This is a genomic window from Alteromonas ponticola (genome assembly GCF_012911815.1).
GTDB lineage: Bacteria > Pseudomonadota > Gammaproteobacteria > Enterobacterales > Alteromonadaceae > Alteromonas > Alteromonas ponticola.
In genome coordinates this window covers 158,228-184,106 of record NZ_JAATNW010000001.1, presented here as the reverse complement: position 1 = coordinate 184,106, position 25,879 = coordinate 158,228, and the positions used below count along the sequence as shown (strand labels likewise).

Genomic DNA, 25,879 nt, shown 5'->3' with positions numbered 1-25,879 from the left:
AACAGTGCGCAATCTCATGCTTGTGCTTAAATTAGTCTAATATAATTAACACGGAGAAACATATGGGATTGTTGGTAGACGGGCAGTGGAAAGACAAATGGTACGATACCGAGAGTAATGAGGGAAAATTCAAGCGGCAGGCTTCTCAATTCAGAGATGTAATCAGTGCAGAGACCGGTGCTAAGTTCACGCCTGAAAAAGATCGCTATCATTTATACGTCTCACTTGCCTGTCCATGGGCACACCGTGCGCTAATTTTCAGACAATTAAAAAAGCTGACCGACCTGATTGATATTTCTATCGTCAGCCCTGAGATGCTCGAAGATGGGTGGACATTTCACTCATTTGAAGGCGCGACTAAAGATAAGCTTTATAACTTTGAGTTTTTGCGACAGCTGTATACTCATGCTGTCCCAGATGTCACCACACGGGTTACTGTACCTGTACTGTGGGACAAGCAATCGGAATCAATCGTCAATAATGAGTCAGCAGAAATTATCCGAATTTTTAATTCCGCATTTAATGAAATCACCGGTGATCAGCAAGATTTTTATCCTGCGGAACATCGTGATGAAATTGAGCAAATTAATGAACTCGTCTACCACAAAGTGAATAATGGTGTTTACAAGGCCGGCTTCGCTTCAACTCAGGAAGCCTATGAGGAAGCAGTAACTGACTTGTTTGATGCCTTGGAGTACTTAGAAAAGCGCCTTTCCACGCAGCGTTATCTGGTGGGTAATATCCTGACTGAAGCCGATTGGCGACTATTTACGACGCTGATACGATTCGATCTGGTATACCACGGTCACTTTAAATGCAATATTAAACGCATCGCTGATTATCCTGCGCTAACAGGGTACATGAAAGAGTTATATCAATATGAACATGTGGCTCGTACCGTTAATTTCGAGCATATCAAGCATCATTATTATTTTAGCCACACCATGATTAACCCAACTCAAGTAGTCTCTGTGGGACCCGAATTAGCGTTGGCTGAACCGCATGGTCGAGACGCACTTTAACTCCAAACTAGAATAAGGGCCACCCGCAGTGGCCCAAGCTCACTTATTCGTCTGTACCTAAATATTCATCAACAGTATTTTTCCACTGTTCACTTTCAATCACCTTTAGTAGAGCGGTGTTGATTTGCTCTCGCCATGGACTATTTTCAGGTAATGCAATGGCATAATCTTGTCTTTCAATGATTTCAGGCAAGATATATAAGTCATCTGAATAGTCGTTCTTGACCAGATATTGCAGAATCGGTTTATCATAAACAACGGCATCAACTTTGCCGTCAGAGAGCGCTTGTAGAGCATCGCTTAAGTTGTCTACTTGTTTGTAACCGATATTATTTGCCTCGAGGAATTTAGCGCTGGCTGAATTGCCAATGGTATAAACCTTCGCATTAGGTAAATCTTCCAGTCCGGTAACGGATCCGGACAACTGACTGACCGTTAAGCTGGTGGCGATTGCTGCGGTAAAGCTACTAATTAGAATGATGGCGGCAAACATCCAAATGAAACCGATGATACGACCACCCAGCGTTACGGGTGCTTTATCACCGTAACCCACTGTGGTCATCGTCACTGCAGCCCACCAAAAACTTGAACCGAGACCTTTTGAGGTGCCGCCACCAAACTGTTCACTATTATGTTTACGTTCAAATACCCAGAGCAAGGCACCCACTACAAACAGCAATAAGCACAATCCCCCGAGCGCAACGAAAAACTCCCAGGAAAAAAACCTGGACACTGCAGCCATCAGGCGTCCATCAGACTCTTTCACTGCGATTGCGAGACCTGTAGTGAAATAAGGGTGAGAAAAATCGACCTGTTGCTCGCGTTCAGCGCTCACCGTGACGGCAGCAATAGACATGTCAAATGTCTGGTTGTTTAACCCATTAAGTAACAAGTCAAGGTCTGCTTCTTTGAACTCATATTCCGCGTTAAGTTGCTCACTCATTTGTTCCCAAAGCTCAATACTCAGGCCGGTGAGTTGCTGATCTTCGCCTTTCATCACAAAGGGGGGCGCAATTTTAGTGCCGATGGAAAGGGGGGGTGAAGTGTCAGGTGTTGACTGAGCAACGCTATGCGAGCTTAGTCCAATGCTCAGGCAAAGCATAACAATGGCTATCAGGTATGGTTTGTGCATAAAAAGCCTCGTTGTGGTGTTCTAAGTGGTATTTTAATCAAATTAGTTATTGAAGCGCGTAAAAATAACATCAAATCAATAAACTATTTTTCATGATTGCGAATATTAAATTGCAAATTTTGTCTTTCTTTATGCCTTCAGCACAAACTAAATAGACATTTGAACAATTAACACCGTAAAATCAACGTATAGTGAAGATACTATCTAAACAAATAAGTGGTTCAACTCATTGAGCCAACAGTCTAAATTAAAGGAAAGTAAATGAAACCGGTTATTTTAGCAGGCGGCAGTGGTAGCCGCTTATGGCCTAAATCTCGCGCTGCACTACCCAAACAGTTCCTGGCCCTGACATCTGACAGGACGATGTTACAGGAAACCATTGGCAGACTTAGTGGAACCGGCGCTGAAAAGCCCATCGTCATTTGCAACGATAGCCATCGCTTTCTGGTTGCAGAACAACTGCGCACGCAAAATATCGATCATGGTGGTATTTTGCTTGAACCGATGGGGCGAAACACCGCGCCTGCGATCGCGTTAGCAGCATTACATGCATTGAAAGATGGCAATGATCCGGTTTTGTTGGTGCTGGCAGCGGATCATTTGATCAAAGATAACACTGCGTTTCATCGTGCCATCGATAAAGCCAACGCCCTGGCGCAAAAGGATTATCTGGTTACGTTTGGAATTGTCCCTGATGTTGCACATACAGGTTACGGTTACATTAAGGCTGGCAAGCCAGCTGCTGATGGTATGCTGGTTGAAGAATTCGTGGAAAAGCCTGATCTGGACACCGCTACGAAGTATGTAGCGTCTCAGCAATATTTCTGGAACAGCGGTATGTTCATGTTTAAAGCCAGCCGCTATGTAGAGGAGCTGGAGAAGTTTCAGCCCGATATACTCAATGCCTGTCGTGCTGCGGTTGACTCAGAGTCAAAAGACCTGGATTTCATTCGTATAGATCCCGACACCTTTAAACAATGCCCCGACGACTCAATTGATTACGCTGTCATGGAAAAAACAAAAATGGCTGCCATGGTACCGCTGGATGCAGGCTGGTCAGATGTAGGGAGTTGGAGTTCGCTGTGGGAAACCGCTGATCGCAAAGATGAAAACGGTAATGTGGTGATTGGTGACGCAATATTAGAAGGCGTAAACAACAGTTATATTAACGCAGAAGAGCGTCTTATCGCCGTGATTGGGCTAGATGATGTGGTGGTCGTAGAAACTAAAGATGCGGTGATGGTTGCACATAAAGAAAAGGTGCAGGAAATCAAAAAGGTGGTGAATAAACTTAAACAGGAAAAACGTCCTGAATTTGAGTTTCATCGCGAAGTCTTCCGTCCGTGGGGCAGTTATGACTCTATCGATAATGGCGCACGTTTTCAGGTAAAACGGATATCTGTCAAACCCGGTGAAAAGCTGTCGGTTCAAATGCATCATCATCGCGCAGAACACTGGATTGTGGTATCTGGCACCGCCAAGGTCACCGTGGGCGAGACGACCAAATTAGTAACCGAGAATGAGTCGGTGTACATTCCCATAGGTGATGTGCATGCACTTGAAAATCCAGGAAAAATTCCTCTGGAGTTAATTGAAGTGCAGTCAGGCGCCTATCTCGGTGAAGACGACATAGTGCGTTTTTCTGACCGATATGGCCGCACCAATTAAGGAGTTATCTTTGAGCAATTCTATTACCTGTTTTAAAGCGTATGATGTACGCGGTGAGTTGAATACACAGCTTAGCGAGGCGGTGGCGTATCGTATTGGTCGGGCGTTTGCTGAAGAGCTTCAGGCAAAATCGGTAGTGGTCGGTGGCGATATCCGCAAGACATCGACGCCTTTGAAACTGGCACTATCGGCGGGGCTGATCGATGGCGGCGCAAAGGTGATTGATATTGGTATGGCCGGTACCGAAGAAATTTATTTTGCCACTTCCCATTTAAGAGTTGACGGCGGAATTGAAGTTACAGCCAGTCATAATCCCATTGATTACAACGGCATGAAAATGGTTAAAGCTGGATCTGTACCGATCAGCGGCGACACCGGCTTGCATGCAATAAAAGATAAAGCAGAAACTTATTCTACCGCCGAAGTCGAACAACGTCTGCAACACTTTACTGCTGGTGAACAAATCGATAGTGCTGCGTTCATTGCAGGTATTGCTCACGTGAAAGTCGATGTATTAACTGCAACAGGTAAATTTCATGTGCAATCAGTGCTGGATGATTATGTCGCGCATATTTTATCGTATGTAGAATTATCGCACTTTACGCCACTGAAGCTGGTGGTCAATGCGGGTAATGGCGCAGCCGGAAAGGCACTGGATGCTTTTGAAAAAGCGTTTAAGGAAAACAAGATCCCGGTAGAATTTATTAAAGTAAATCATCAGCCAGATGGCAATTTTCCAAACGGTATACCTAATCCTTTACTGCCCGAAAACAGGGCTGATACAGCCAATGCAGTCATTCAGCACAATGCAGATTTCGGCATCGCCTGGGATGGTGATTTTGATCGCTGTTTTCTTTTCGATGCTGAGGGACAATTTATTGAGGGATACTATATTATTGGCTTGCTAGCAGAAGCGTTTCTGGAGAAAGAGCAGGGCGCATCCATTATTTTTGACCCCCGCTTGTACTGGAACACCGAAGCCATTATTGCAGATAAGCAAGGGATACCCGTTAAATCCAAGACCGGGCATGCATTCATTAAAGAACGAATGCGTAAAGAAGATGCAGTGTACGGTGGTGAAATGAGTGCTCACCATTATTTCAGAGATTTTGCCTATTGTGATTCGGGCATGATCCCATGGTTACTGGTCGCTGAACTGGTGTGCACCAAGCGGCAGTCACTGGCTGAAATGGTGTCAGAACGAATCAAAGCATATCCTTCGTCAGGTGAAATTAATAGCAAACTTAACGATGCAGATGCGGCACTGGAACGAGTTCTTCAGCGCTATAAAAGTGAAGCGGAAGCCATTGACGAAACCGACGGTATCGGGCTCGAATTTGGTACGTGGCGCTTCAATTTGCGAAAATCCAATACGGAGCCAGTAATCCGCTTAAACGTGGAATCAAGAGGTGACATCCCTTTGATGGAAGCAAAAACAGCTGAATTGCTGGCAATTATCCGCGACGAATAAATACGCTTTATAGAAGTTAAAAAAATAGCGCCACGAGGGCGCTATTTTTGTTCGTAATTACGTAATTACTTTTTAATCGGCGCAAATTTACGTTGGTTTTCACCGGTGTAAAGTTGGCGTGGACGACCGATCTTTTGCTTAGGATCGCTCATCATTTCATGCCAGTGTGAAATCCAGCCTACTGTTCTTGACAGTGCAAAGATACACGTAAACATGTTGGTTGGGATGCCGATAGCTTTTAAAACGATACCAGAATAGAAATCAACATTTGGGAAGAGTTTCTTTTCTTTGAAATAGGCGTCGTTCAGCGCAATACGTTCAAGCTCCATTGCCACATCCAGCAACGGATCTTCAATTTTTAGCTCATCCAGCACTTCGTGGCAGCTTTCACGCATCACCGTTGCCCGCGGATCATGATTTTTATAAACACGGTGTCCAAAGCCCATCAGACGGAACGGATCGTTCTTGTCTTTGGCCCTTTCGATAAATTCAGGTATGCGATCGACACTGCCGATTTCTTCAAGCATATTCAAACACGCTTCGTTAGCACCACCGTGTGCAGGGCCCCATAACGAGGCTACACCCGCAGCGATACACGCATATGGATTCGCTCCGGAAGAACCCGCTAAGCGTACTGTTGACGTTGATGCATTTTGCTCGTGATCCGCGTGCAAAGTAAAGATTCTATCCATGGCTCTTTCAACTGCAGGGCTGACAGAAAATTCTTCTGCCGGAACCGAGAACATCATGTTCAAGAAATTCGCTGCGTAACTTAAATCGTTTCTGGGGTAAACGAAAGGCTGGCCTACATTGTATTTGTAACACATGGCCACAAGCGTTGGCATCTTCGCAATCAGGCGGTGCGCGCTGCGTACGCGCTCTTCAGGCTCAGAGACATCCAGATCACTGTGATAAAAAGATGACATAGCACCTACAGTTCCACACAGCATGGCCATCGGATGCGCGTCGTTTCTAAAGCCATGGAAGAACATGTTAATTTGTTCATGCACCATGGTGTGGCGAGTAATCGTATTTTTAAACTCTTCGTACTCGTCTGCTGTTGGTGCTTCACCATGCAGCAACATATGACAGACTTCCAGATAATCTGCGTCCCGGGCTAACTCTTCGATTGGATAACCGCGATGTAAAAGTACACCCGCGCCACCATCGATATAGGTTATTGCTGACTCACACGAAGCGGTGGCCATAAAGCCAGGGTCGAAAGTAAAATAGCCATTCGCTCCCAGAGAACGTATATCAATTACGTCCTGTCCCTCAGTACCAGAGTGAATCGGTAACTCAATTTCTTTACCGTTCACCGTAAGAATGGCTTTCTGATCTGCCATAAAAGCTCTCCTCAGAATAGTTCTGTTTGCATCGAAACGGCACGAAAATGTCCGCTTCTTTGAAAAAAGTGGCGTATATTTACTTTATTATGTACCGATAAGTCAATTTAAATGCAGATATGCACAATTAATATTCTACATCTATATCAAAAATACGCTAAAAACATTTGAGTTGATTTTAGTTTATTCGTTTGGCAAGCGTTTTCGTTCAAAGCCAGATTAAAAAATCTTTAATGCGTTAATTTTCAGCGTATGACCTCAACTTTTTAAATTCTATCGGATGGCCAGATAAACTGTTGTGGTGTTTACAAACTGACCAATCGCGCGCAGTTTTGCCGACATTTTAGACACTGTCTATTTTTTGAACCCCTGTTACCAGAGTAACGCCTTAATATGGCACAAAAAATTGTAATTATACTGGCTGCTGGATATACTCCGTGTGTGGCAGTGACTCTACGCGAGTAACTGTAAATAAAGTAAAAACAGGTTTACAAATTGTTAACATTTCAGTGGATGAAAGACTTAACAGATAAAAACCGAATCACTCTATCAGGACACTTTTAATATTGGGTGGTTCATTGTCCCTACGGATCAAACAGGCATAAATTGTGAAAAAGCAAAGACCAGTAAATTTAGATCTTTCTACCATTAAATTTCCTCCTGCTGCTATTTCGTCAATTCTCCATCGTATTACCGGTGTCGCTATGTTCTTTGCACTATTATTCGTAATCGGTGCATGGGCAGTGTCGCTATCGTCTCCTGAAGGTTTTGCAGACGTCCAGACAGCGCTTACCGGCATTTGGGGTAAACTGATAGCCATAGGCACGCTATCAGCATTGACTTACCACCTGCTTGGCGGTATCCGCCATGTGGTGATGGAAGCGGGGTATTGGGAAGAAATTCAATCAGGCAATCTTAGCGCCAAAATTATCATTGCACTTTGGATTATTCTGACCGTTGTTTGGGGGATTGCAGTATGGTAACGAATAAAGCAAGTATTAAGCGCAATGGGGTACAAGATTTTGTATCACTTCGTGCAAGTGCGGCATTTATTGCCGCATATGTTATTTTCATCGGCTGGTTTTTTATCGCCACTGAAAATATCACTTATGCCGTTTGGCAAGAACTGTTTTCATCCATCGCGATGAAAGCTTTTACACTGATCACGCTGGTAGCCATCATGACCCACACACGTATTGGTTTATGGCAAGTGTTAACTGACTACGTGAAGGCGCCTTTTTTGCGCGCCGCGCTGCAGTATGTGCTCAACATTATTGCTTTTGCTTATGTGGTAGTCGGTTTAATTGTTCTGTGGGGAGTCTAAAATGAAGTTACCTGTACATGAGTTTGACGCCGTGGTAATTGGTGCTGGCGGCGCTGGTATGCGTGCCGCTTTACAGATTTCACAATCAGGCAAGTCCTGTGCACTTTTATCAAAGGTGTTTCCAACTCGTTCGCACACTGTATCCGCCCAGGGGGGGATCACTGTAGCCCTCGGTAATTCCCACGAAGATAACTGGGAATGGCATATGTATGACACGGTAAAAGGTTCTGATTACATTGGTGATCAGGATGCTATCGAATACATGTGTAAAAACGGCCCTGAAGCTATCATCGAAATGGAAAATATGGGATTGCCCTTTTCTCGATTTGAAAATGGTAAGGTTTATCAGCGTCCTTTCGGTGGTCAATCGAAGAATTTCGGCGGTGAACAAGCCGCGCGTACCGCTGCAGCCGCTGACCGAACTGGCCATGCATTACTGCACTTGTTGTACCAACAAAATGTTAAAAATAAAACAAAAGTGTTCAGTGAGTGGTATGCCTTAGATTTAGTTAAAAACCAGGATGGTGATGTTGTTGGCTGTACGGCTATTGATATCGAAACCGGTGAAGTAGTTTACTTTAAATCGCGCGCTGTTGTATTGGCAACGGGGGGCGCTGGACGTATTTACGCATCAACTACCAATGCCCATATTAACACCGGTGATGGTGTTGGCATGGCAATTCGCGCGGGTGTTTCTATGCAAGACATGGAAATGTGGCAATTCCACCCAACGGGTATTGCCGGTGCGGGCACCTTAGTTACTGAAGGCTGTCGCGGAGAAGGTGGTTATCTATTAAATAAAGATGGCGAACGCTTTATGGAGCGTTATGCACCTAACGCGAAAGACCTGGCTGGTCGTGACGTGGTTGCACGCTCAATGATGACTGAGATCAGAGAAGGGCGTGGGTGTGAAGGCCCATGGGGAACTCATATCAAGCTTAAGCTAGACCATCTGGGTAAAGATGTATTGGAATCGCGTTTACCGGGTATCCTCGAACTATCTCGTACCTTCGCGCACGTGGATCCAGTCAAAGAGCCTATTCCGGTTATTCCTACCTGTCACTATATGATGGGCGGTATTCCGACAAACGTTCATGGTCAGGCGCTGACTATCGATGAAAGCGGGCAGGAAAAGGTCGTTAATGGGCTGTTTGCCTGTGGCGAAATTGCCTGTGTATCGGTACACGGCGCCAACCGTTTGGGTGGAAACTCGTTACTTGACCTGGTTGTATTTGGCCGGGCAACTGGTATGCATCTAGGTGAGACCCTCAGTCAAATGAGTGCCAGCCGTGATGCGTCCGAATCAGATGTAGATGCAGCCATGGTTCGCTTTAACCGCTGGGAAAACTCTGAAAAAGGCAAAGGGGAAGACCCGGTTCAGATTAAGAAAGATATGCAAGAATGTATGCAGCTTAATTTCTCTGTGTTCCGTGAAGGCGACGCGATGGCTGAAGGTCTGGAGCAGCTTAGAGAGATACGCGAACGCCTGCAGCATGCACGATTAGATGACAAGAGCGCTGATTTTAATACTCAACGTATCGAGTGCTTAGAGTTGGATAACTTAATGGAAACTGCGTATTGTACTGCGGTTGCGGCTAATTTCCGTACAGAAAGCCGCGGAGCGCATAGCCGATTCGATTTCCCTGATCGTGATGATGATAACTGGTTATGTCACAGTATTTATCGTCCACAGAATGAATCTATGCTCAAGCGTGAAGTCAATATGTCGCCAAAATTGCGGGAAGCGTTTCCGCCAAAAGTGCGTTCATATTAAATAGGGGTGAGTAGCATGAAATTATCGTTTTCTATATATCGTTACAATCCTGATGTAGATGCTAAACCGCACATGCAGGATTACACGCTTGAAGTTGATGAAGGGCAAGACATGATGGTGCTCGACGCTCTTCTGGCACTAAAAGAGCAAGATCCAACTTTGTCTTTCAGACGCTCATGCCGTGAAGGGGTTTGCGGGTCTGATGGCATCAATATGAATGGTAAAAATGGTTTAGCGTGTATTACCCCGTTATCTGCTCTAGGCAAGGGTAAAATCACCATTCGCCCGTTACCAGGCTTGCCTGTTGTGCGGGATCTGGTCATTGACATGACGCAATTCTATACACAATATGAGAAAGTAAAGCCGTTTCTGATCAACGACAGTAAACAGCCTCCTGCCAGAGAGCATCTGCAGTCTCCGGAGGAGCGTGCTAAGCTTGATGGTTTATACGAATGTATACTATGCGCATGTTGTTCGACATCGTGTCCATCTTTCTGGTGGAATCCAGATAAATTTATTGGACCGGCAGGGTTGTTGCACGCATATCGTTTCTTAATCGATAGTCGTGATACGGCTACCGAGGAACGTTTAAATGATCTCGACGATGCCTTTAGCGTATTTCGCTGTCATGGCATCATGAATTGCGTAAGTGTTTGTCCGAAAGGACTGAACCCGACAAAAGCTATCGGCCAGATTAAGTCGATGCTTTTACAGCGGGCTGTTTAGTAAGGCATTTTCAACATTTGTGTTGATAGTAGTAATGCTCTAAATGGCCATCCAGACAGGATGGCTATTTTTATTTAAGGGATTAGGGTTGTTTAAATAATAAACAATCGCTTAGAACTTCTCGTAATAGTTAGTTTTTAACGAAGCAAGGCACAATAATGCAAGACAGCGTGATGAAAGCGTGGTTGGATTCTTCACACATGGCAGGGGCTAACGCACCTTATGTAGAAGAGTTATACGAGGCTTACCTTGAAGATCCGCAAAGCGTCGATGAGGCGTGGCGTCAGGTATTCGATAGTCTGCCAAAAGTTGAAGGCACTCAACTGGAAGATAATCATACTACTATTCGTGACCAGTTCAGAAAACTGGCTGCGTTAGGACCAGTTGCGCGCATAAGCAGTGCTCCAGCCACATCCTCCAGTGGTTCGGATGAAAAACAAGTTAAAGTACTGCAATTAATTAACGCATATCGTTTTCGCGGGCACCAGCATGCCAACCTTGACCCATTAGGGTTATGGCAACAAGAGCGGGTGCGTGACCTGGAATTATCTCATCATTCATTGAGTGAAAGTGATTTTGATACGGTATTCAATGTCGGCTCGTACGCAGTAGGACAAGAAAATATGTCGTTGGGTGATTTATTTAAATCGCTTAACCGGACCTATTGCGGCAGTATTGGTGCAGAATATATGCACATCACTGACACTGAACAGAAACGCTGGATTCAGCAGCAGTTAGAATCCGTTCAGGCAAAACCCGAAATCAGTAAAGATGAGAAGCGTCAAATTTTGAAAGGGCTGATTGCCGCGGATGGCATGGAAAAGTACCTCAATTCCAAGTTTCCGGGCGCCAAACGCTTTTCGCTTGAAGGAGGCGATGCCCTGATCCCCATGCTGAAGGGGCTTATTTCAGAAGCCGGCACCACTGGAACCAAAGAAGTGGTTGTGGGTATGGCTCACCGCGGACGATTAAATGTCCTGGTTAACGTATTAGGTAAAAATCCTTCGGTACTTTTTGACGAATTCTCGGGTAAGCATGACGAGTCACTTGGTGCCGGAGATGTGAAGTACCATGCAGGCTTTTCATCTGACTTTGCCACTCCGGGCGGTAATGTGCATCTGGCACTAGCATTCAACCCTTCCCATCTTGAGATTGTTAATCCGGTGGTGATGGGGTCGGTACGCGCGCGTATGGAACGTCGCAAAAATGACAGCAGCGCGGTTTTGCCTATCACGATTCATGGTGATTCAGCGATCGCTGGGCAAGGTGTGGTACAAGAAACCTTCAATATGTCACAAACACGCGGTTTTGCCGTGGGTGGCACAGTTAGAATCGTTATTAATAACCAGGTGGGTTTCACCACCTCTAAAACCGAAGATACGCGTTCAACACAGTATTGTACCGATATCGCGAAAATGGTGCAGGCACCTATTTTCCACGTTAATTCGGACGATCCAGAGGCGGTCTTGTTCGTTACCAAACTTGCACTAGCTTACCGCAATAAATTTAAGTGTGATGTGGTCATTGATTTAGTCTGTTACCGCCGACATGGGCACAACGAGTCAGACGAGCCTAATGCAACCCAGCCGCTGATGTATCAGAAAATTAAAAAGCATCCTGTACCACGTCAGATTTATGCCGAACAGCTAACGGCTGAAGGCAGCGTTGAAGAGCGTGAAATTGAACGTTTAACCGATGAGTACAGAGCGGCGTTAGATCATGGCGCTTGCGTGGTAGAAGAATGGCGTCCGATGACAGAGCATTCTGTCGATTGGAGCCCTTATCTGGGTCATGACTGGGACGTTGAGTATGACAGTGCCATTAGTGTTGAAAAATTAAAAGAACTCGGTCAGGCGATTACAACCTATCCGGATGATTTTAAGCTTCACTCACGGGTCAATAAACTTTATCAAGACCGCAAGGCCATGGTCGCAGGCGAGAAGAATCTGGACTGGGGTATGGCCGAAAATCTGGCGTACGCGACAATTGTCGATTCAGGACATGCCATTCGATTTACCGGGCAGGATTCAGGCCGGGGCACCTTCTTCCATCGTCATGCAGTATTGCACAATCAAAAAGATGGCTCATGCCTGATGCCGCTTCAGCATATCCATGACAAACAGGGCAAGATAGACATTTATGATTCTGTGTTGTCCGAAGAAGCCGTCATGGCATTTGAATATGGCTATGCTACTGCAGAGCCTGGGTGCTTAACTATCTGGGAAGCCCAATTTGGTGATTTTGCCAACGGTGCGCAGGTTGTATTCGATCAGTTTTTAAGCTCAGGTGAGGCGAAATGGGGGCGTTTATGCGGTCTTACTGTCCTGCTACCGCACGGTTATGAAGGGCAGGGGCCTGAACATAGCTCAGCCAGACTCGAGCGTTTTCTTCAGCTTTGTGCTGACCACAACTGGCAGGTTTGTATACCATCAAACCCTGCGCAGGTATTTAATATGTTACGTCGTCAGGTGCTGCGCCCTATGCGTAAGCCGTTGATTGTCATGTCACCCAAATCATTGTTACGTCATCCGCTTGCCACCTCTACTTTAGAAGAGTTGTCTGATGGTGTTTACCACAATGTGATTGGTGAAATTGATGATCTGAACCCTGATGATGTCAAACGCGTGGTAATGTGCTCAGGTAAAGTCTATTACGATTTACTTGAACAACGCCGCAAAAACGAACAAACAGACGTGGCTATCATCCGCCTTGAACAGCTCTATCCATTTCCACAGGAAGAATGTGCTCAGGTAGTTGCCAATTACAGCCATGTTAAAGATTGGGTCTGGTGTCAGGAAGAACCGCAGAACCAAGGGGCGTGGTACAACAGCCAGCATCATTTCTGGCAAGCCATTCCCGATGGAGCGCACCTGAGATACGCAGGCCGTGAAGCTGCTGCATCGCCAGCAGTGGGTTATGTTTCCGTTCACAATCAGCAACAAAAAGCGCTGGTTGAAGACGCACTTACGATTAAATAAGGAACAATGATGACAATAGAGATAAAAGTTCCGGTCCTACCTGAGTCAGTTGCTGATGCCACGATTGCAACCTGGCACGTAAAGGCTGGTGATTCGGTTAAACGTGACCAGAATTTGGTTGATATTGAAACTGATAAAGTTGTGCTGGAAGTAGTTGCTCCTGCTGATGGTGTTATTAGTGAAATCATTGATGACGAGGGCGAAACCGTTCTTGGTGAACAAGTTATTGCCAAACTTGATGAAAAAGGTAAATCCGCTTCTTCTTCCAGTAAGTCTGACGCATCGACTAAGTCTGACAGTGACAAGGCTGAGAGAAAAACTGAGTCAAAACCTGCCGCTAAGAGCGAAGGAAAAGAGTCGGACATCAAGGTTCCGGTACTTCCAGAGTCAGTGGCCGATGCGACCATTGCAACCTGGCACGTGCAGCCGGGAGAGTCGGTAAGTCGGGATCAGAATCTGGTTGATATTGAAACTGACAAAGTTGTACTTGAAGTGGTTGCGCCGGCAGATGGCGTTGTGTCAGAAATTCTTGCTGAAGAAGGCACCACCGTAGGTGCTGAGGAAATTATCGGCAAATTCAAATCTGGCGCCGCGGGAGGTGAAAGCGCAACACAAAGTACCGCTAGCGATGATGAAGAGGCAGCCGATGATGATAACGATGCACTGAGTCCTTCGGTAAGAAGACTGCTCGCTGAGAAAGGTGTTGATCCTGCCAAAATCAAAGGAAGTGGAAAGAACGGCCGCATCACCAAAGAAGATGTTGAGCAACATCTTAAGTCTGATAAAGGTGATAACAAATCAGCACCTGCACAGGCTGACACGTCCACGGCAAATCTTCCTACCGGGGAAAGAACTGAGAAACGTGTACCGATGACACGGTTACGCAAAACGATTGCTAATCGTTTGTTAGAAGCGAAAAACTCAACTGCGATGTTAACTACATTCAATGAAGTTAACATGAAGCCTATTATGGACATGCGTAAGCAATATCAGGACAGCTTTGAAAAGCGTCACGGTATTCGTTTAGGCTTTATGTCGTTCTATGTGAAAGCAGTAACAGAGGCGCTCAAACGATTCCCGGAAGTGAATGCTTCGATAGATGGCGATGATATTTGCTATCACAATTATTTTGATATCTCCATTGCAGTGTCGACGCCTCGCGGCTTGGTCACGCCAGTGTTGAAAGACACTGATTCATTAGGCATGGCAGGTATCGAAAAAGGCATTAAAGAGCTGGCGCTGAAAGGGCGTGACGGTAAGTTGTCAATGGCTGAATTACAAGGCGGCAACTTTACCATCACCAACGGCGGTGTATTTGGCTCATTAATGTCGACACCAATTATCAACCCTCCACAGAGCGCCATCCTGGGTATGCATAAGATCCAGGATCGTCCTATGGCAGTGAATGGTAAAGTAGAAATTCTACCTATGATGTATTTAGCACTTTCTTATGATCATCGCATCATAGATGGCAAAGAGTCAGTAGGGTTTCTGGTAACCGTAAAAGAAATGTTGGAAGATCCAGCACGTCTTTTACTGGATGTATAACGGGTTTTCCCTGTTGAACAGTGGGGATGAAGCGTAATTTAATTTACGTTTCATTCTCAACGCGCTGATATCGGCCTATAATATCAGCACTTTGAATCAAGTCGCGCATGCGGCTTTTGTCTTAATAAAAATCGGATAGAAACACCATGAATTTGCATGAATATCAAGGTAAGCAGTTATTCAGAGAATACGGCTTGCCTGTTTCTGAAGGATACGCAGCAGATACTCCTCAAGGAGCAATGGAAGCCGCTGATCGCATTGGCGGTAGTGAGTGGGTAGTCAAGTGTCAGGTGCACGCGGGTGGTCGCGGAAAAGCTGGCGGCGTAAAACTGGTAAAAAATAAAAGCGACATTCGTGAGTTTGCTGAAAAGTGGTTAGGCAAGAATTTGGTGACCTTCCAAACTGATGAAAAGGGTCAGCCGGTAAGCAAAATTCTGGTCGAATCCTGCACGGATATTGAAAACGAATTGTATCTGGGTGCCGTTGTCGATCGTACCTCACGTCGCGTTGTATTTATGGCTTCAACTGAAGGCGGGGTTGAGATTGAAACTGTTGCTGAAGAGACGCCAGAAAAAATCCTTAAAGCTGAAATCGACCCCATCGTAGGTCCTCAGCCTTATCAAGCGCGCCAAATGGCCTTCAAACTAGGTTTGGAAGGGGTTCAAATCAAGCAATTTACGCAAATCTTTATGGGTTTAGCGAAAATGTTTGAAGAGCTTGACGTTGCATTGATTGAAATCAATCCGCTGGTTATCAAAACAGACGGCAACTTACACTGCCTTGATGCCAAAGTAGGTATCGACAGCAATGCACTTTATCGCCAGCAGAAAGTCAAGGATATGCACGATCCATCGCAGGAAGATTCCCGTGAAGCACATGCGGCTCAGTGGGAACTAAACTACGTAGCCTTAGATGGTAATGTTGGCTGTATGGTTAACGGTGCGGGTCTGGCAATGGGAACCATGGATATCGTCAACCTGCATGGTGGCAAGCCTGCCAACTTCCTGGATGTTGGTGGTGGTGCCACCAAAGAGCGTGTTGCAGAAGCATTTAAAATCATTTTGTCTGACGACAACGTAAAAGCGGTTCTGGTTAATATTTTTGGTGGGATTGTGCGTTGTGACATGATTGCTGAAGGTATCATCGGCGCTGTTAAAGAAGTGGGTGTAAATGTTCCTGTGGTTGTTCGTCTTGAGGGAACAAACGCTGAGAAAGGCCGTGAAGTATTAGCTAACTCTGGTCTGGATATTATTGCAGCTGAATCGTTAACAGATGCAGCACAAAAAGTTGTTGCAGCAGCGGAGGGCAAATAATGTCAGTTTTAATCGATAAAAATACCAAAGTTATTTGCCAGGGCTTTACTGGTGGACAAGGTACATTCCACTCTGAGCAAGCTATTGCTTACGGCACGCAAATGGTCGGTGGCGTAACCCCAGGAAAAGGTGGTACCGAGCACTTAGGCTTACCTGTTTTTAATACCGTTAAAGAAGCGGTAGAAGAAACCGGCGCAACGGCTTCTGTGATTTATGTGCCTGCTGCTTTTTGTAAAGACTCCATCGTTGAAGCTGCTGATGCAGGTATCGAACTAATTGTTTGTATCACCGAAGGTATCCCTACGCTTGATATGCTTTACGTAAAAGAATACGTAAACGCAAAAGGCGTACGCATGATTGGTCCTAACTGCCCGGGTGTGATAACGCCTGGAGAATGTAAAATTGGTATCATGCCTGGTCATATTCATAAACCAGGTAAAGTGGGTATTGTCTCACGCTCTGGTACATTAACGTACGAAGCGGTAAAGCAAACCACTGACGAAGGTTTCGGCCAGTCTACCTGTGTTGGTATTGGTGGTGACCCTATTCCTGGTTCAAACTTTATCGACATTTTAAAGTTATTCCAGGAAGACCCAGCGACCGAAGCGATTGTTATGATCGGTGAGATCGGTGGAACGGCAGAAGAAGAAGCGGCTGCATTTATTAAAGAAAATGTGACTAAGCCGGTAGTTTCTTATATTGCTGGTGTCACTGCGCCTCCTGGTAAGCGTATGGGCCATGCAGGCGCCATTATCGCTGGCGGTAAAGGAACGGCAGACGAGAAATTCAAAGCGTTAGAAGCGGCAGGGGTTAAAACTGTACGCTCTTTAGCAGACATTGGTAAAGCGTTACGCGAAGCTACTGGCTGGTAAGGTTAATCGTTGATGGAAAGCCCGCTTTTTTAAGCGGGCTTTTTTTTGCTGCAAACGTATTCAAAAGCAGGCCAGATAAATCTGAAGTAGGGTAATATTTACCCAACGATAATAAAAAGTGAATGCTTATGAGACGCTTAACCGTACTTGTCACGTTGCTAGCCAGTTTTACGCTGCATGCACAGGCAAAAACTACCGAATCACTCGCTGCCTACCAACCAGAACCTTATGTGCATTTAACTCATCCTGAATGGGCGAAAAATGCGTCTATTTATCAGATTAACACGAGACAGTTTACGCCCGAAGGCACCTTTAAAGCGGCCCAAAAACAGTTACCCCGATTAAAAGAACTTGGTGTCGATATTCTTTGGTTGATGCCGATTCATCCTATTGGTGAAAAAAACAGAAAAGGCAGCTTAGGTAGTCCATATTCGGTTAAAGATTATTTTGCGGTTAACCCCGAGTTTGGTACAGCTGATGCGCTTAAACAATTTATCGATGAGGCGCATGCGCTTGGCATGTATGTAATTCTAGACTGGGTCGCTAACCATACTGCGTGGAACAGTGATCTGGTGGAAAAACATCCTGATTGGTATGAACGTGATTATGACGGCAACTTTCGTCCTACCCCCTGGTGGGATTGGTCAGACATAATTGACCTGGACTACTCTAAACCTGAGGTTCGCCAATACATGACGCGCGCGCTGAAATTTTGGGTGGAAGAATTTGATGTTGACGGCTACCGAGCTGATGTCGCTGGATTTGTTCCGATTGAGTTTTGGAATAACGTGCGTAAAGAGTTAGACGCTATCAAACCGGTATTTATGTTAGCAGAATGGGAGTCGCGTGACCTGCATGCCCGCGCGTTTGATATGACCTATGCCTGGAGCTGGCACGAAGCAATCATGCATGTGATTAAACATGAAGGCGACATGAGCAAACTGTTTGTGTACTACTCCTGGAACGAAAGTGCGTATCCCAAAGATGCTTACCGTATGACTTACGTATCAAACCATGACGCTAATGCGTGGGAAGGTACCATGTATGAACGGTTAGGTGATGGCGTTGAGGCTGCATTAGTGTTGTCCTTTATTGGTGAGGGTATGCCGCTGATTTATAACGGTGTAGAGGCGGGTAACGACAAACGGTTGGCATTTTTTGAAAAAGATCCTATTCAATGGAAGTCTCATCACTTTGCACCATTGATAAGCAAACTTAACACCGTTCTGAAGCAAAATCCTGCGCTTTGGCACGGTAAAGATGGGGCAACCATGTGGCGTGTTAACAACAGTGCATCGGACCAGGTTCTTTCGTTTATAAGAGAACAGGGTAGCAATAAGGTATTTGCTTTATTCAATTTCACGTCAACAACCATAAAGGTGTCATTTAACGATAAAAAACACTTTGGTAGCTATACAGATCTTAACGGTAAAAAGATAAAAGTGGATGCGCAGTCCGCCTACGAACTTAAACCATGGGAATATCGCGTCATGTTGTCAGGGGCAGAAAACCAATAACAAAGCGTCACCGGTATGACGCTTTGTTGTGTTTTTATATATACCGCGCTTAATTGAGCAGCGGTAAAATTCCGCAAAAAAACGGTTACAGCATAGTTTGTAAAAAAGCATCATGGGTGGGAAGTTGACTAACCGTACCATCAATCAATTGTTGTAAACTGGTCAGCAAATCACTGCGCTGTGTGTCCGATAAACTGTCAGCAAGTGGGTGATATTGTTTAGGTACAATTCCCTGGCCCAACATGACCTGGATCCAGGCGATTTCGGTAAACAGTTCATCCTGCTCTCTAAACACTTTGCCAGATTCTTTAAACAAGGCGATCTTGCTTGCCAGTGAGTCGGGAATGTCCATGTTACGACAGCGCTCCCAGAACGAGCCTTTGCGATTGTTCAAATAATAATGCAGGATAATAAAATCCCGGATCCGTTCAAATTCAATTTTCGACTGTTTGTTATATTCGTCGACATCCACCGCGTTAATCTGCTTGTGCGGGAAGAATTTGACCAACCGGACCAATCCAGCTTGCACCAAATGTAAACTGGTCGACTCTAATGGCTCGATAAATCCACTGGATAAACCTAGCGATACACAATTCTTATACCACTGCTTTTGTCGTCTTCCCGTGATGAATCGGATCACCTTGGGTTCGTTGAGTGGCTTACTATTTAAATTATTTAACAGGTTATTGAGCGCGGTTTCATCATCCATAAAATCACTGCAATAAACCGATCCATTACCGGTGCGATGCTGCAAAGGAATTTGCCATTGCCAACCAGCATCATGTGCCGTTGACGATGTATAAGGGGGCAGGGGAGAAAGCCTTTCGCTGCCTGCTGCAATGGCTCTGTCACAGGGCAACCAGTGACGCCAGTCTTCGTAACCGGTTTTTAACGCGCCTTCAATAAGCAGTGCCCTGAATCCGGAGCAATCAATAAATAAGTCTCCAGCAACCATTGCACCTGATTCAAGGTGTAGTGATTCAATAAATCCAGAGGCGGGCTCAAGTTTGACATGGTCTACTTTGCCTTCAACACGTATAACCCCAGACGACTCACTTAATTGCCGTAAATGCGCTGCATACAGCCCCGCATCCAAGTGATAGGCGTGAACCAGTCCCGACATCTTTGTATTGGGTATATTGGGCAATGTCGTGTACTTATTATGTAAGCTGGCCTGGTAGTTTAACGAATAGTCCCAGAAACTTTTTGTCTCTCCCATACGATGGGCTTTTAACCAGGTATGGTGAAAGCCGGCCAGGCCCATATCTTTGCCAATGGCGCCAAACGCATGCATGTAGCTGTCATCTGCATTAAACCAACCATTAAAGTTGATACCCAGTTTTATCGACCCTTTAGTTTTATTTAGAAACGTGGGCTCATCAATGCCCAGCACCCGGTTGAAATGCTGAATGGCAGGAATGGTGGCTTCACCCACACCCACTGTCTGGATCTGGTCAGATTCCACTAGTGTAATGTGCAGTTGGTTACCCATAAGTCGCGAGAGCAAGCTCGCTGCCATCCAACCCGCCGACCCGCCGCCGACAATGACTACTTTCATATTATTTTTGTGACCAATTAAGCTGACTGTAGATACAAAAATACCCTTGTGAGACAAGTCCCGCAAGGGTATTTATTAGTCTAATTTAAACCGAAGTTAATAATTAGAAGGTATAGTTAATACCGAATAAGTAGTTACGTCCAAATCGTTGGACGTCACGTACATCTGTGCCACCATCAACGGAATGGTAAGTCACAAACTCTTCGTCGGTCAGGTTTTGCGCCTGTAGCGTAACAGTTAATCCGTCCAGACTTTCAATGCCTGACTCAGAGAAATCGTAACTGATTTGCGCATCTACTAAGGTGCTACCATTTACGTTAACAGGTACACGATTTAAGCTCAAACCCGCCACTTCACCCAGGAAGTCGGTACGTTTTCTTACGCTGACACGTGTCTGGAAACCATGTCTTTCGTAGTAAACCGTCGCATTATACACTTCGTCTGAAAGACCAGGGACGTTATTGGTGAATTCGATTACCTGCGTACCACCTTCCAGGTCGGTAGGGACTTCCAGCTCGTAGCTCAATTCACTGTCTAAGTAAGTTGCTGAGAAGATACCACCAAAACCTTCAAGTGCATCAGCAAACATGACGCCTGGTAATGAAATCGTAAACTCAGCACCAGAAACTTCACCGTCACCCACGTTCTGCCATGATGACAACACGCCAAGAGGTGCAACAGGCTGACCTTCAGGAGGTGTTAAATCTGAGGTGTCTACGAACGAAGGCAGTCTTTCTTGCCAGTCGCTGATATCTTTATAGAACAACGCCGCAGCAAAATAACCTTCAGCATGGAAGTAATTCTCATAGGTCAGGTCAACCTGATTAGCCGTGACCGGCTTCAACTCAGGGTTGGCCACAGAACCATTCCAGATATTGACCTGCTCGTTATAGCTTAAGTCACCGGTACTTGCGTTCATGCGGTCCATACGTGAACGTGACATGGTTTTAGAAATACCGAAGCGCACTGCCTGGTCATCTGCAACTTCAAAGATCAGGTTCAAGCTGGGTAACACTTCAACATAATCGTCACCACCGGAAGTAGGGCTGACTTCAACGCTACGGTTGGGTCGACGACGAGTAGTGAAACCATCAGAGCTTTGATCAGTGTGAACAACTTGCACACCGACGTTACCTCTAACCGGAATATTTCCAAGTTCTGTATCGATATTGGCTTTAATGAAAGCTATTGAAATATCTTCAGATACATCCCAGGTGTTTTCCCAACGTGCTGGATCAGCAATCCTTGAATCGAACTCAGTATAATTGCCATCCTGCCAAAATCTAAATGAATCAAACGAAATCATGTCATCGATGCCGATGAAACCTAATGACGTGTTGGGTAAGCGATATTCTTCAGGTACTGACAACTGGTATCCAGGTACCACTTTACCGTTGCTATCAAGCGCACCAGGCAATGTCAGGAACAAGCCCAGGTCGCGCTTCGACTTTTCACGCTGACTGAAGTAGGCACCAAATTCAACGCTGCTGATAAAGTCAGTGCTCAATACACGTTGAGCAGCCAATCTTAATGTGGACAGCTCATCGTCAATGGTTGGTGTATTGATGAAACCGTCCTGGTCATCGTCGCTTTCCAGGTCGGTCAGGTTACCCCAACCCCAGCTTTGCGGATTACCTAATTGGATTACGCTATGATCACCGTAATCCAGCATTGGGTTAAGGTTTACACTTTGGAAGTTTGGAGCAAAACTAAAGTTGATTTGTTCAGGCTGACGGTCGGAAAAACCACGGCCAGAACCTGCATAAGTCTCCAACGCCCAGGTTTTACGCTCAACCTGTGAGTAAGCAGCATCAAATTCCAGTACCCAGTCTGCGTTCAGATCATATTCAACATTTACACCCAGGGCGAATAGGTCTGCTTCACGAATGGTAACGTCGTTACGAACCACGCCACCTACCGGTGAACCTGGTCCACCAATTCTACCTGTCAGGCTTTGACCGTTTAACGTTTCGTCTACACGAATACCGGCATCACCCCACGCGGCAGGAATCTCGATTCCGCGCAGTACCTGGTTATCTTCAAAATCAATGTAAAGCGCATCAGCGTTGACACGCAGGTCGTTGGTTGGGTTGAACTCAACCACTGCCATTAAGGTGTCACGCGTAAGTTCTGCAGAGCGCACGAATGGCTTCATACCGCCTATGGTGCCGTCTGGCCAGCCCCAGGTTTCAAAACGCTCTTCGTTATTAGGTGAATCCATGTGCGAGTAGGCAATTGCCAGGCCTATGGTGTCATCGGCAAATTGATCAATATAAGAGAAGCTGCCACGATAACCGGTGTCTTCGCCGTCAGGGTTTAATGCGCCAATGTCGTTTTTCTCACCACGCAATGTGACCGCAACCGTCTGCTCGCCGTGAGCTAATGGTTTAATGGTGCGCATATCGATGGTACCACCGATGCCCTGTGTCATCAGAGTAGCTTCTGGTGTTTTATAAACGATAACTTCGTTCATGATTTCAGAAGGGTAGACATCGAATTCAACGCCACGGTTATCACCAAGGGTAACCTGTTCACGACCATTGAATGTCGCAGTACTGAAGTCTTCACCTAAACCACGAATCGAAATGGAGCTCGAACGACCGTTTAAACGCTGTGCGGCCAAACCTGGAAGGCGCGCGATTGATTCAGCGATACTCGAGTCAGGTAATTTACCAATGTCCTCTGCAGTGATTGCTTCAACAATAGAAGACTCAGACATTTTGATTGCCTGAGACTTTTGTAAACTAGCACGGATACCTGAAACTTCAATTACCTCAACAGTTTGCTCTTCCGCGTCAGTCTGACTAGTATCATTTTGTTGTGCCATTACTGGCAACGAGCCAAGTGTAATTCCACTGGCTAAAAACGCCGTGGTAATTAAATTGGTTTTGAATGTTTTCATATCAGTATCCTGAGTATTAATGTGTGTTTTCTTTGCTCATTACAAGCATTATTGTTCTAGATTAAAAAATCATCTATTAGGACAACGAAATAGTACCGCCAGTCATTTTAGCGATACAAGCTACTGCATACGTATTCATCATTTTTGTATAACAAAAACTTAACATGCATGTGGGTTTGTAAGCGCTTTAGTAACATTTTTTTAAACCGATACTAAATTTAAAGATAGTCTATATTGTAGCGGTATGTGCAACATTGAAACATTTGCATGGTAGTATCTGTAGCTCAATGTGGATGGGTTTACTTGTTAATACAAAGTTTGAATTTTTTATAAATTGTTAACCCATGAAGTGGTGTCAGCATGAATACGTATTCAACGAAGTTGTTAATGCTCAGCTAAAATTCGCTAAAACAGTGTGCGGTTAATGTAGAACATGTTTTACTCTCTATACCTGATACATGTCGTTGATGACCAAATACGCCAGGGGAGCAAATCATGCGTGACGACTCACCCCACTAGCGGACTTTGTCATCGTTGCTCATTTTTCCCAACATGTGAGGTGTATTGCATCGCGCCAGCCAACTCAAAAGCAATTCTCGCCGCAAATCGAGCCGTTTTATTATCACTATCAAGCGTGGGGTTCAGCTCGGCAATATCACTTAATTGCCACACTACGTCGTTTTCAGTGCAGGCATTGCCCAGCCACTGCAAAATCTTTATCATTTCAACAGGATTGATGCCCAGTGCAGACGGTGCGCTTACCCCGGGACAAAGGGCAATCGGAAATGCATCCAGACATACCGTAACGTAAAGCTGGTCAATTTCAGCAAGCATGGGTGAGAGCAGGTGCTGCGCTTTTTCCAGAGTAAAGTCTACATCATACAGCATTCGGGTTTGCGACTGGCGGGCGTAATCGAACAGTGCCTGCGTATTGGCGGCTCTGGAAACCCCTAAGCAGGTATAAGTAAATTTCTTGTCATGCGTGTGGCAGTGTTCAGCAATTTGTCTGAAAGGTGTACCAGATGTGCCGACAGGGTCAGGCTTACGCAAATCCAGGTGGGCATCAAAATTGATAATGCCGATGCGTTGAGTGGTGTGTTGTGCCAAGCCCTGATAGCTGGCCCAGGCAATATCATGCCCTCCGCCCAGACCGATAACGCTGCTACCACTTTGAAGCGCTTGATAAACTTTTGTAGCAAAGCTAGCTTGTGTTTTAATCAACTCGTCAAAGACCGGGGTGTCGCCCACGTCAATAAGGGTGTGTTTTAAAGCCCAGGGCAGATTAGCTAAACTCTGTCTGATTGCGTTTGGGCCGCCAGCTGCTCCCACGCGTCCCTTGTTGGCGGCAATACCGGTATCGTCAGGATACCCAATTAAGGTTAACGTGTCAGAAGCTGAATGTATGTTGTCAAATTTTACCACCTGATGCCAGCGCAGACCTGCTTCGCCGTCTTCTGCGTCAACTCTGCCTTGCCACAATGTTTTATAAGACACGTTTTCCTCCAATCCATATCGCGGTAGGGCGATAGCCGTTTATTTCATATACCAGCGACTCAGGTGACTCAATATCCCATAAACACACATCCGCATCAAAACCTTGTTTTAATCGTCCCTTATTTGCAAGACCCAGTGCGCCAGCTGCATGTATAGTTATCCCCGCTAGCGCTTCCGAGGTAGTAAGACCAAATAAAATACAGGCCATATTGGTACAGGTTAATAATGAGGCAATGGGTGAGGTACCAGGATTCATGTCGGTGGAAATCGCCATTGGCACACGATGTTGCCTGAGTGCATCAATGGGAGGAAGTTGTTTTTCCTTTAGATAATAAAATGCACCAGGCAATAATACAGCCACCGTCCCAGCGGAAGCTAATAAATGTACGTCCTCTTCAGCAAGGTATTCGATGTGGTCGACTGAAAGCGCACGGTATTTTGCTGCAAGTGCTGCACCTTTACTGTCACTTAACTGTTCAACGTGGCCCTTAACTCTTAAGTTGGCCTGTTTGGCGGCCATAAAAACGCGCTCGGTCTGGGCCAGGTTAAAACCCACACGCTCACAAAATACATCGACTGCATCCGCCAGTTGATGCTCAGCGACGTAGGGGATCATGGTTTGGCAAACGAAATCAATATATTCTTCAGCCGACATCGGTGAGTCAGGGGGCAGAGCGTGCGCACCTAAAAAAGTACGTTGCACGTTCAGGCCGGTTAGCTCGCCCACTTTGTGCGCCACTTCGAGCATGCGTATTTCAGTTTCTTTATCCAACCCATAGCCCGACTTTATTTCAATTGTAGTGACTCCTTCTTCTGCAAATCGTCGGGCTCTTCTTAATGTTTGTAACATCAGTGTGTCTTCATCCAGTGCGCGGGTAGCGCGGACGGTACTTTTAATACCACCACCTTGTTGGCTGATAGTTTCGTAATTCACACCTTGCAGACGCTGAGTAAACTCATTGGCTCTGTTGCCCCCATAAACCAGATGCGTATGGCAGTCGATGAATCCGGGTAAACACCATTGTTGATCTGCGTCTACAACATGGTCTGCAGTGTCAGTGATGTGATTCCCTATAGCTTTAATTTTTCCTTCTCTGAGCAGGATTTGCGTCGCGTCAATGTGAACAAAGTCTCCGTCTTCATTGGCGGTCGCGATGCGTGCATTGTTGATGAGCGTGGAAGACATGGTGGCGGCTCTCACAAAAAAGACATATAAATAGTTTACTTGTCTACA

18 protein-coding genes are annotated in these 25,879 nt (G+C 45.6%); 12 read left to right on the top strand and 6 right to left on the bottom strand.

The window, feature by feature from the left end:
* Positions 1 to 62: 62 nt before the first annotated feature.
* Positions 63 to 1,022: a glutathione S-transferase family protein gene (locus HCJ96_RS00685; RefSeq protein WP_169209107.1), complete on the top strand. Its 960-nt coding sequence runs from the start codon at positions 63 to 65 to the stop codon at positions 1,020 to 1,022.
* Positions 1,023 to 1,065: 43 nt separating this feature from the next.
* Here HCJ96_RS00685 and HCJ96_RS00680 read toward each other — a convergent pair whose 3' ends face one another.
* Positions 1,066 to 2,154 (bottom strand): transporter substrate-binding domain-containing protein, encoded by a 1,089-nt coding sequence (locus HCJ96_RS00680; RefSeq protein ID WP_169209106.1) that lies wholly within the window; start codon positions 2,152 to 2,154, stop codon positions 1,066 to 1,068.
* Between the two features lie 261 nt (positions 2,155 to 2,415).
* Between HCJ96_RS00680 and HCJ96_RS00675 the strand changes: the two genes are divergently transcribed.
* Entirely contained in the window at positions 2,416 to 3,822 is a 1,407-nt protein-coding gene (locus HCJ96_RS00675; RefSeq protein WP_169209105.1) for a mannose-1-phosphate guanylyltransferase/mannose-6-phosphate isomerase, read from the top strand.
* Between the two features lie 10 nt (positions 3,823 to 3,832).
* Positions 3,833 to 5,293, top strand: coding sequence for a phosphohexomutase domain-containing protein (locus HCJ96_RS00670; RefSeq protein ID WP_246261043.1), 1,461 nt, complete (start codon positions 3,833 to 3,835; stop codon positions 5,291 to 5,293).
* Positions 5,294 to 5,358: 65 nt separating this feature from the next.
* Here the strand turns inward: HCJ96_RS00670 and HCJ96_RS00665 are convergent, their stop codons facing one another.
* Positions 5,359 to 6,639 carry a citrate synthase gene (locus tag HCJ96_RS00665; protein WP_169209103.1) on the bottom strand — a complete coding sequence of 427 codons (1,281 nt, stop codon included), beginning with the start codon at positions 6,637 to 6,639 and terminating at the stop codon, positions 5,359 to 5,361.
* A 608-nt stretch (positions 6,640 to 7,247) separates the two neighbouring features.
* On the opposite strand from HCJ96_RS00665, the gene sdhC reads away from it, so the two are divergent.
* The 9 genes from sdhC to HCJ96_RS00620 all read left to right on the top strand — a co-directional run bounded on the left by sdhC (position 7,248) and on the right by HCJ96_RS00620 (position 18,691).
* Positions 7,248 to 7,622 (top strand): succinate dehydrogenase, cytochrome b556 subunit, encoded by a 375-nt coding sequence (gene sdhC / locus HCJ96_RS00660; RefSeq protein ID WP_169209102.1) that lies wholly within the window; start codon positions 7,248 to 7,250, stop codon positions 7,620 to 7,622.
* A complete protein-coding gene (gene sdhD / locus HCJ96_RS00655; RefSeq protein ID WP_169209101.1) occupies positions 7,616 to 7,963 on the top strand; it encodes a succinate dehydrogenase, hydrophobic membrane anchor protein in 348 nt (115 codons plus the stop codon). Before sdhC ends, sdhD begins: the two co-directional genes overlap by 7 nt.
* 1 nt (position 7,964) lies before the next feature.
* Positions 7,965 to 9,737, top strand: a complete 1,773-nt coding sequence (gene sdhA / locus HCJ96_RS00650) for a succinate dehydrogenase flavoprotein subunit (RefSeq protein ID WP_169209100.1) — start codon at positions 7,965 to 7,967, stop codon at positions 9,735 to 9,737.
* A 15-nt stretch (positions 9,738 to 9,752) separates the two neighbouring features.
* Positions 9,753 to 10,463 (top strand): succinate dehydrogenase iron-sulfur subunit, encoded by a 711-nt coding sequence (locus HCJ96_RS00645; protein WP_169209099.1) that lies wholly within the window; start codon positions 9,753 to 9,755, stop codon positions 10,461 to 10,463.
* Positions 10,464 to 10,621: 158 nt separating this feature from the next.
* Positions 10,622 to 13,441: a 2-oxoglutarate dehydrogenase E1 component gene (locus HCJ96_RS00640; RefSeq protein ID WP_169209098.1), complete on the top strand. Its 2,820-nt coding sequence runs from the start codon at positions 10,622 to 10,624 to the stop codon at positions 13,439 to 13,441.
* A gap of 9 nt (positions 13,442 to 13,450) precedes the next feature.
* Entirely contained in the window at positions 13,451 to 14,989 is a 1,539-nt protein-coding gene (gene odhB, locus HCJ96_RS00635) for a 2-oxoglutarate dehydrogenase complex dihydrolipoyllysine-residue succinyltransferase (protein WP_169209451.1), read from the top strand.
* A gap of 146 nt (positions 14,990 to 15,135) precedes the next feature.
* A complete protein-coding gene (gene sucC, locus HCJ96_RS00630; RefSeq protein ID WP_169209097.1) occupies positions 15,136 to 16,302 on the top strand; it encodes an ADP-forming succinate--CoA ligase subunit beta in 1,167 nt (388 codons plus the stop codon).
* Positions 16,302 to 17,174, top strand: a complete 873-nt coding sequence (gene sucD, locus HCJ96_RS00625; protein WP_169209096.1) for a succinate--CoA ligase subunit alpha — start codon at positions 16,302 to 16,304, stop codon at positions 17,172 to 17,174. Before sucC ends, sucD begins: the two co-directional genes overlap by 1 nt.
* Positions 17,175 to 17,302: 128 nt before the next feature.
* Positions 17,303 to 18,691 carry an alpha-amylase family glycosyl hydrolase gene (locus HCJ96_RS00620; RefSeq protein ID WP_169209095.1) on the top strand — a complete coding sequence of 463 codons (1,389 nt, stop codon included), beginning with the start codon at positions 17,303 to 17,305 and terminating at the stop codon, positions 18,689 to 18,691.
* 85 nt (positions 18,692 to 18,776) lie between these two features.
* Here the strand turns inward: HCJ96_RS00620 and HCJ96_RS00615 are convergent, their stop codons facing one another.
* The 4 genes from HCJ96_RS00615 to hutI form a co-directional block, all read right to left on the bottom strand.
* The gene (locus HCJ96_RS00615) at positions 18,777 to 20,249 is read right to left on the bottom strand and encodes a tryptophan halogenase family protein (RefSeq protein WP_169209094.1); all 1,473 of its coding nucleotides are present in this window, start codon (positions 20,247 to 20,249) and stop codon (positions 18,777 to 18,779) included.
* A gap of 103 nt (positions 20,250 to 20,352) precedes the next feature.
* Positions 20,353 to 23,151, bottom strand: coding sequence for a TonB-dependent receptor (locus tag HCJ96_RS00610; protein WP_169209093.1), 2,799 nt, complete (start codon positions 23,149 to 23,151; stop codon positions 20,353 to 20,355).
* Between the two features lie 528 nt (positions 23,152 to 23,679).
* A complete protein-coding gene (gene hutG, locus HCJ96_RS00605) occupies positions 23,680 to 24,645 on the bottom strand; it encodes a formimidoylglutamase (protein ID WP_169209092.1) in 966 nt (321 codons plus the stop codon).
* A complete protein-coding gene (gene hutI / locus HCJ96_RS00600) occupies positions 24,635 to 25,831 on the bottom strand; it encodes an imidazolonepropionase (RefSeq protein ID WP_169209091.1) in 1,197 nt (398 codons plus the stop codon). The genes hutG and hutI overlap by 11 nt, the downstream gene beginning before the upstream one ends.
* Positions 25,832 to 25,879: the final 48 nt, after the last annotated feature.

What these genes read in the sequence shown, in the direction of transcription:
- hutI (WP_169209091.1), bottom strand. Translation starts at nt 25,831, where the DNA reads ATGTCTTCCACGCTCATCAACAATGCACGCATCGCGACCGCCAATGAA.
- HCJ96_RS00675 (WP_169209105.1), top strand. Translation starts at nt 2,416, where the DNA reads ATGAAACCGGTTATTTTAGCAGGCGGCAGTGGTAGCCGCTTATGGCCT.
- HCJ96_RS00680 (WP_169209106.1), bottom strand. Translation starts at nt 2,154, where the DNA reads ATGCACAAACCATACCTGATAGCCATTGTTATGCTTTGCCTGAGCATT.
- sdhD (WP_169209101.1), top strand. Translation starts at nt 7,616, where the DNA reads ATGGTAACGAATAAAGCAAGTATTAAGCGCAATGGGGTACAAGATTTT.
- HCJ96_RS00665 (WP_169209103.1), bottom strand. Translation starts at nt 6,639, where the DNA reads ATGGCAGATCAGAAAGCCATTCTTACGGTGAACGGTAAAGAAATTGAG.
- HCJ96_RS00640 (WP_169209098.1), top strand. Translation starts at nt 10,622, where the DNA reads ATGCAAGACAGCGTGATGAAAGCGTGGTTGGATTCTTCACACATGGCA.
- sdhA (WP_169209100.1), top strand. Translation starts at nt 7,965, where the DNA reads ATGAAGTTACCTGTACATGAGTTTGACGCCGTGGTAATTGGTGCTGGC.
- HCJ96_RS00620 (WP_169209095.1), top strand. Translation starts at nt 17,303, where the DNA reads ATGAGACGCTTAACCGTACTTGTCACGTTGCTAGCCAGTTTTACGCTG.
- HCJ96_RS00645 (WP_169209099.1), top strand. Translation starts at nt 9,753, where the DNA reads ATGAAATTATCGTTTTCTATATATCGTTACAATCCTGATGTAGATGCT.
- sucC (WP_169209097.1), top strand. Translation starts at nt 15,136, where the DNA reads ATGAATTTGCATGAATATCAAGGTAAGCAGTTATTCAGAGAATACGGC.
- odhB (WP_169209451.1), top strand. Translation starts at nt 13,451, where the DNA reads ATGACAATAGAGATAAAAGTTCCGGTCCTACCTGAGTCAGTTGCTGAT.
- HCJ96_RS00685 (WP_169209107.1), top strand. Translation starts at nt 63, where the DNA reads ATGGGATTGTTGGTAGACGGGCAGTGGAAAGACAAATGGTACGATACC.
- sucD (WP_169209096.1), top strand. Translation starts at nt 16,302, where the DNA reads ATGTCAGTTTTAATCGATAAAAATACCAAAGTTATTTGCCAGGGCTTT.
- HCJ96_RS00615 (WP_169209094.1), bottom strand. Translation starts at nt 20,249, where the DNA reads ATGAAAGTAGTCATTGTCGGCGGCGGGTCGGCGGGTTGGATGGCAGCG.
- HCJ96_RS00610 (WP_169209093.1), bottom strand. Translation starts at nt 23,151, where the DNA reads ATGAAAACATTCAAAACCAATTTAATTACCACGGCGTTTTTAGCCAGT.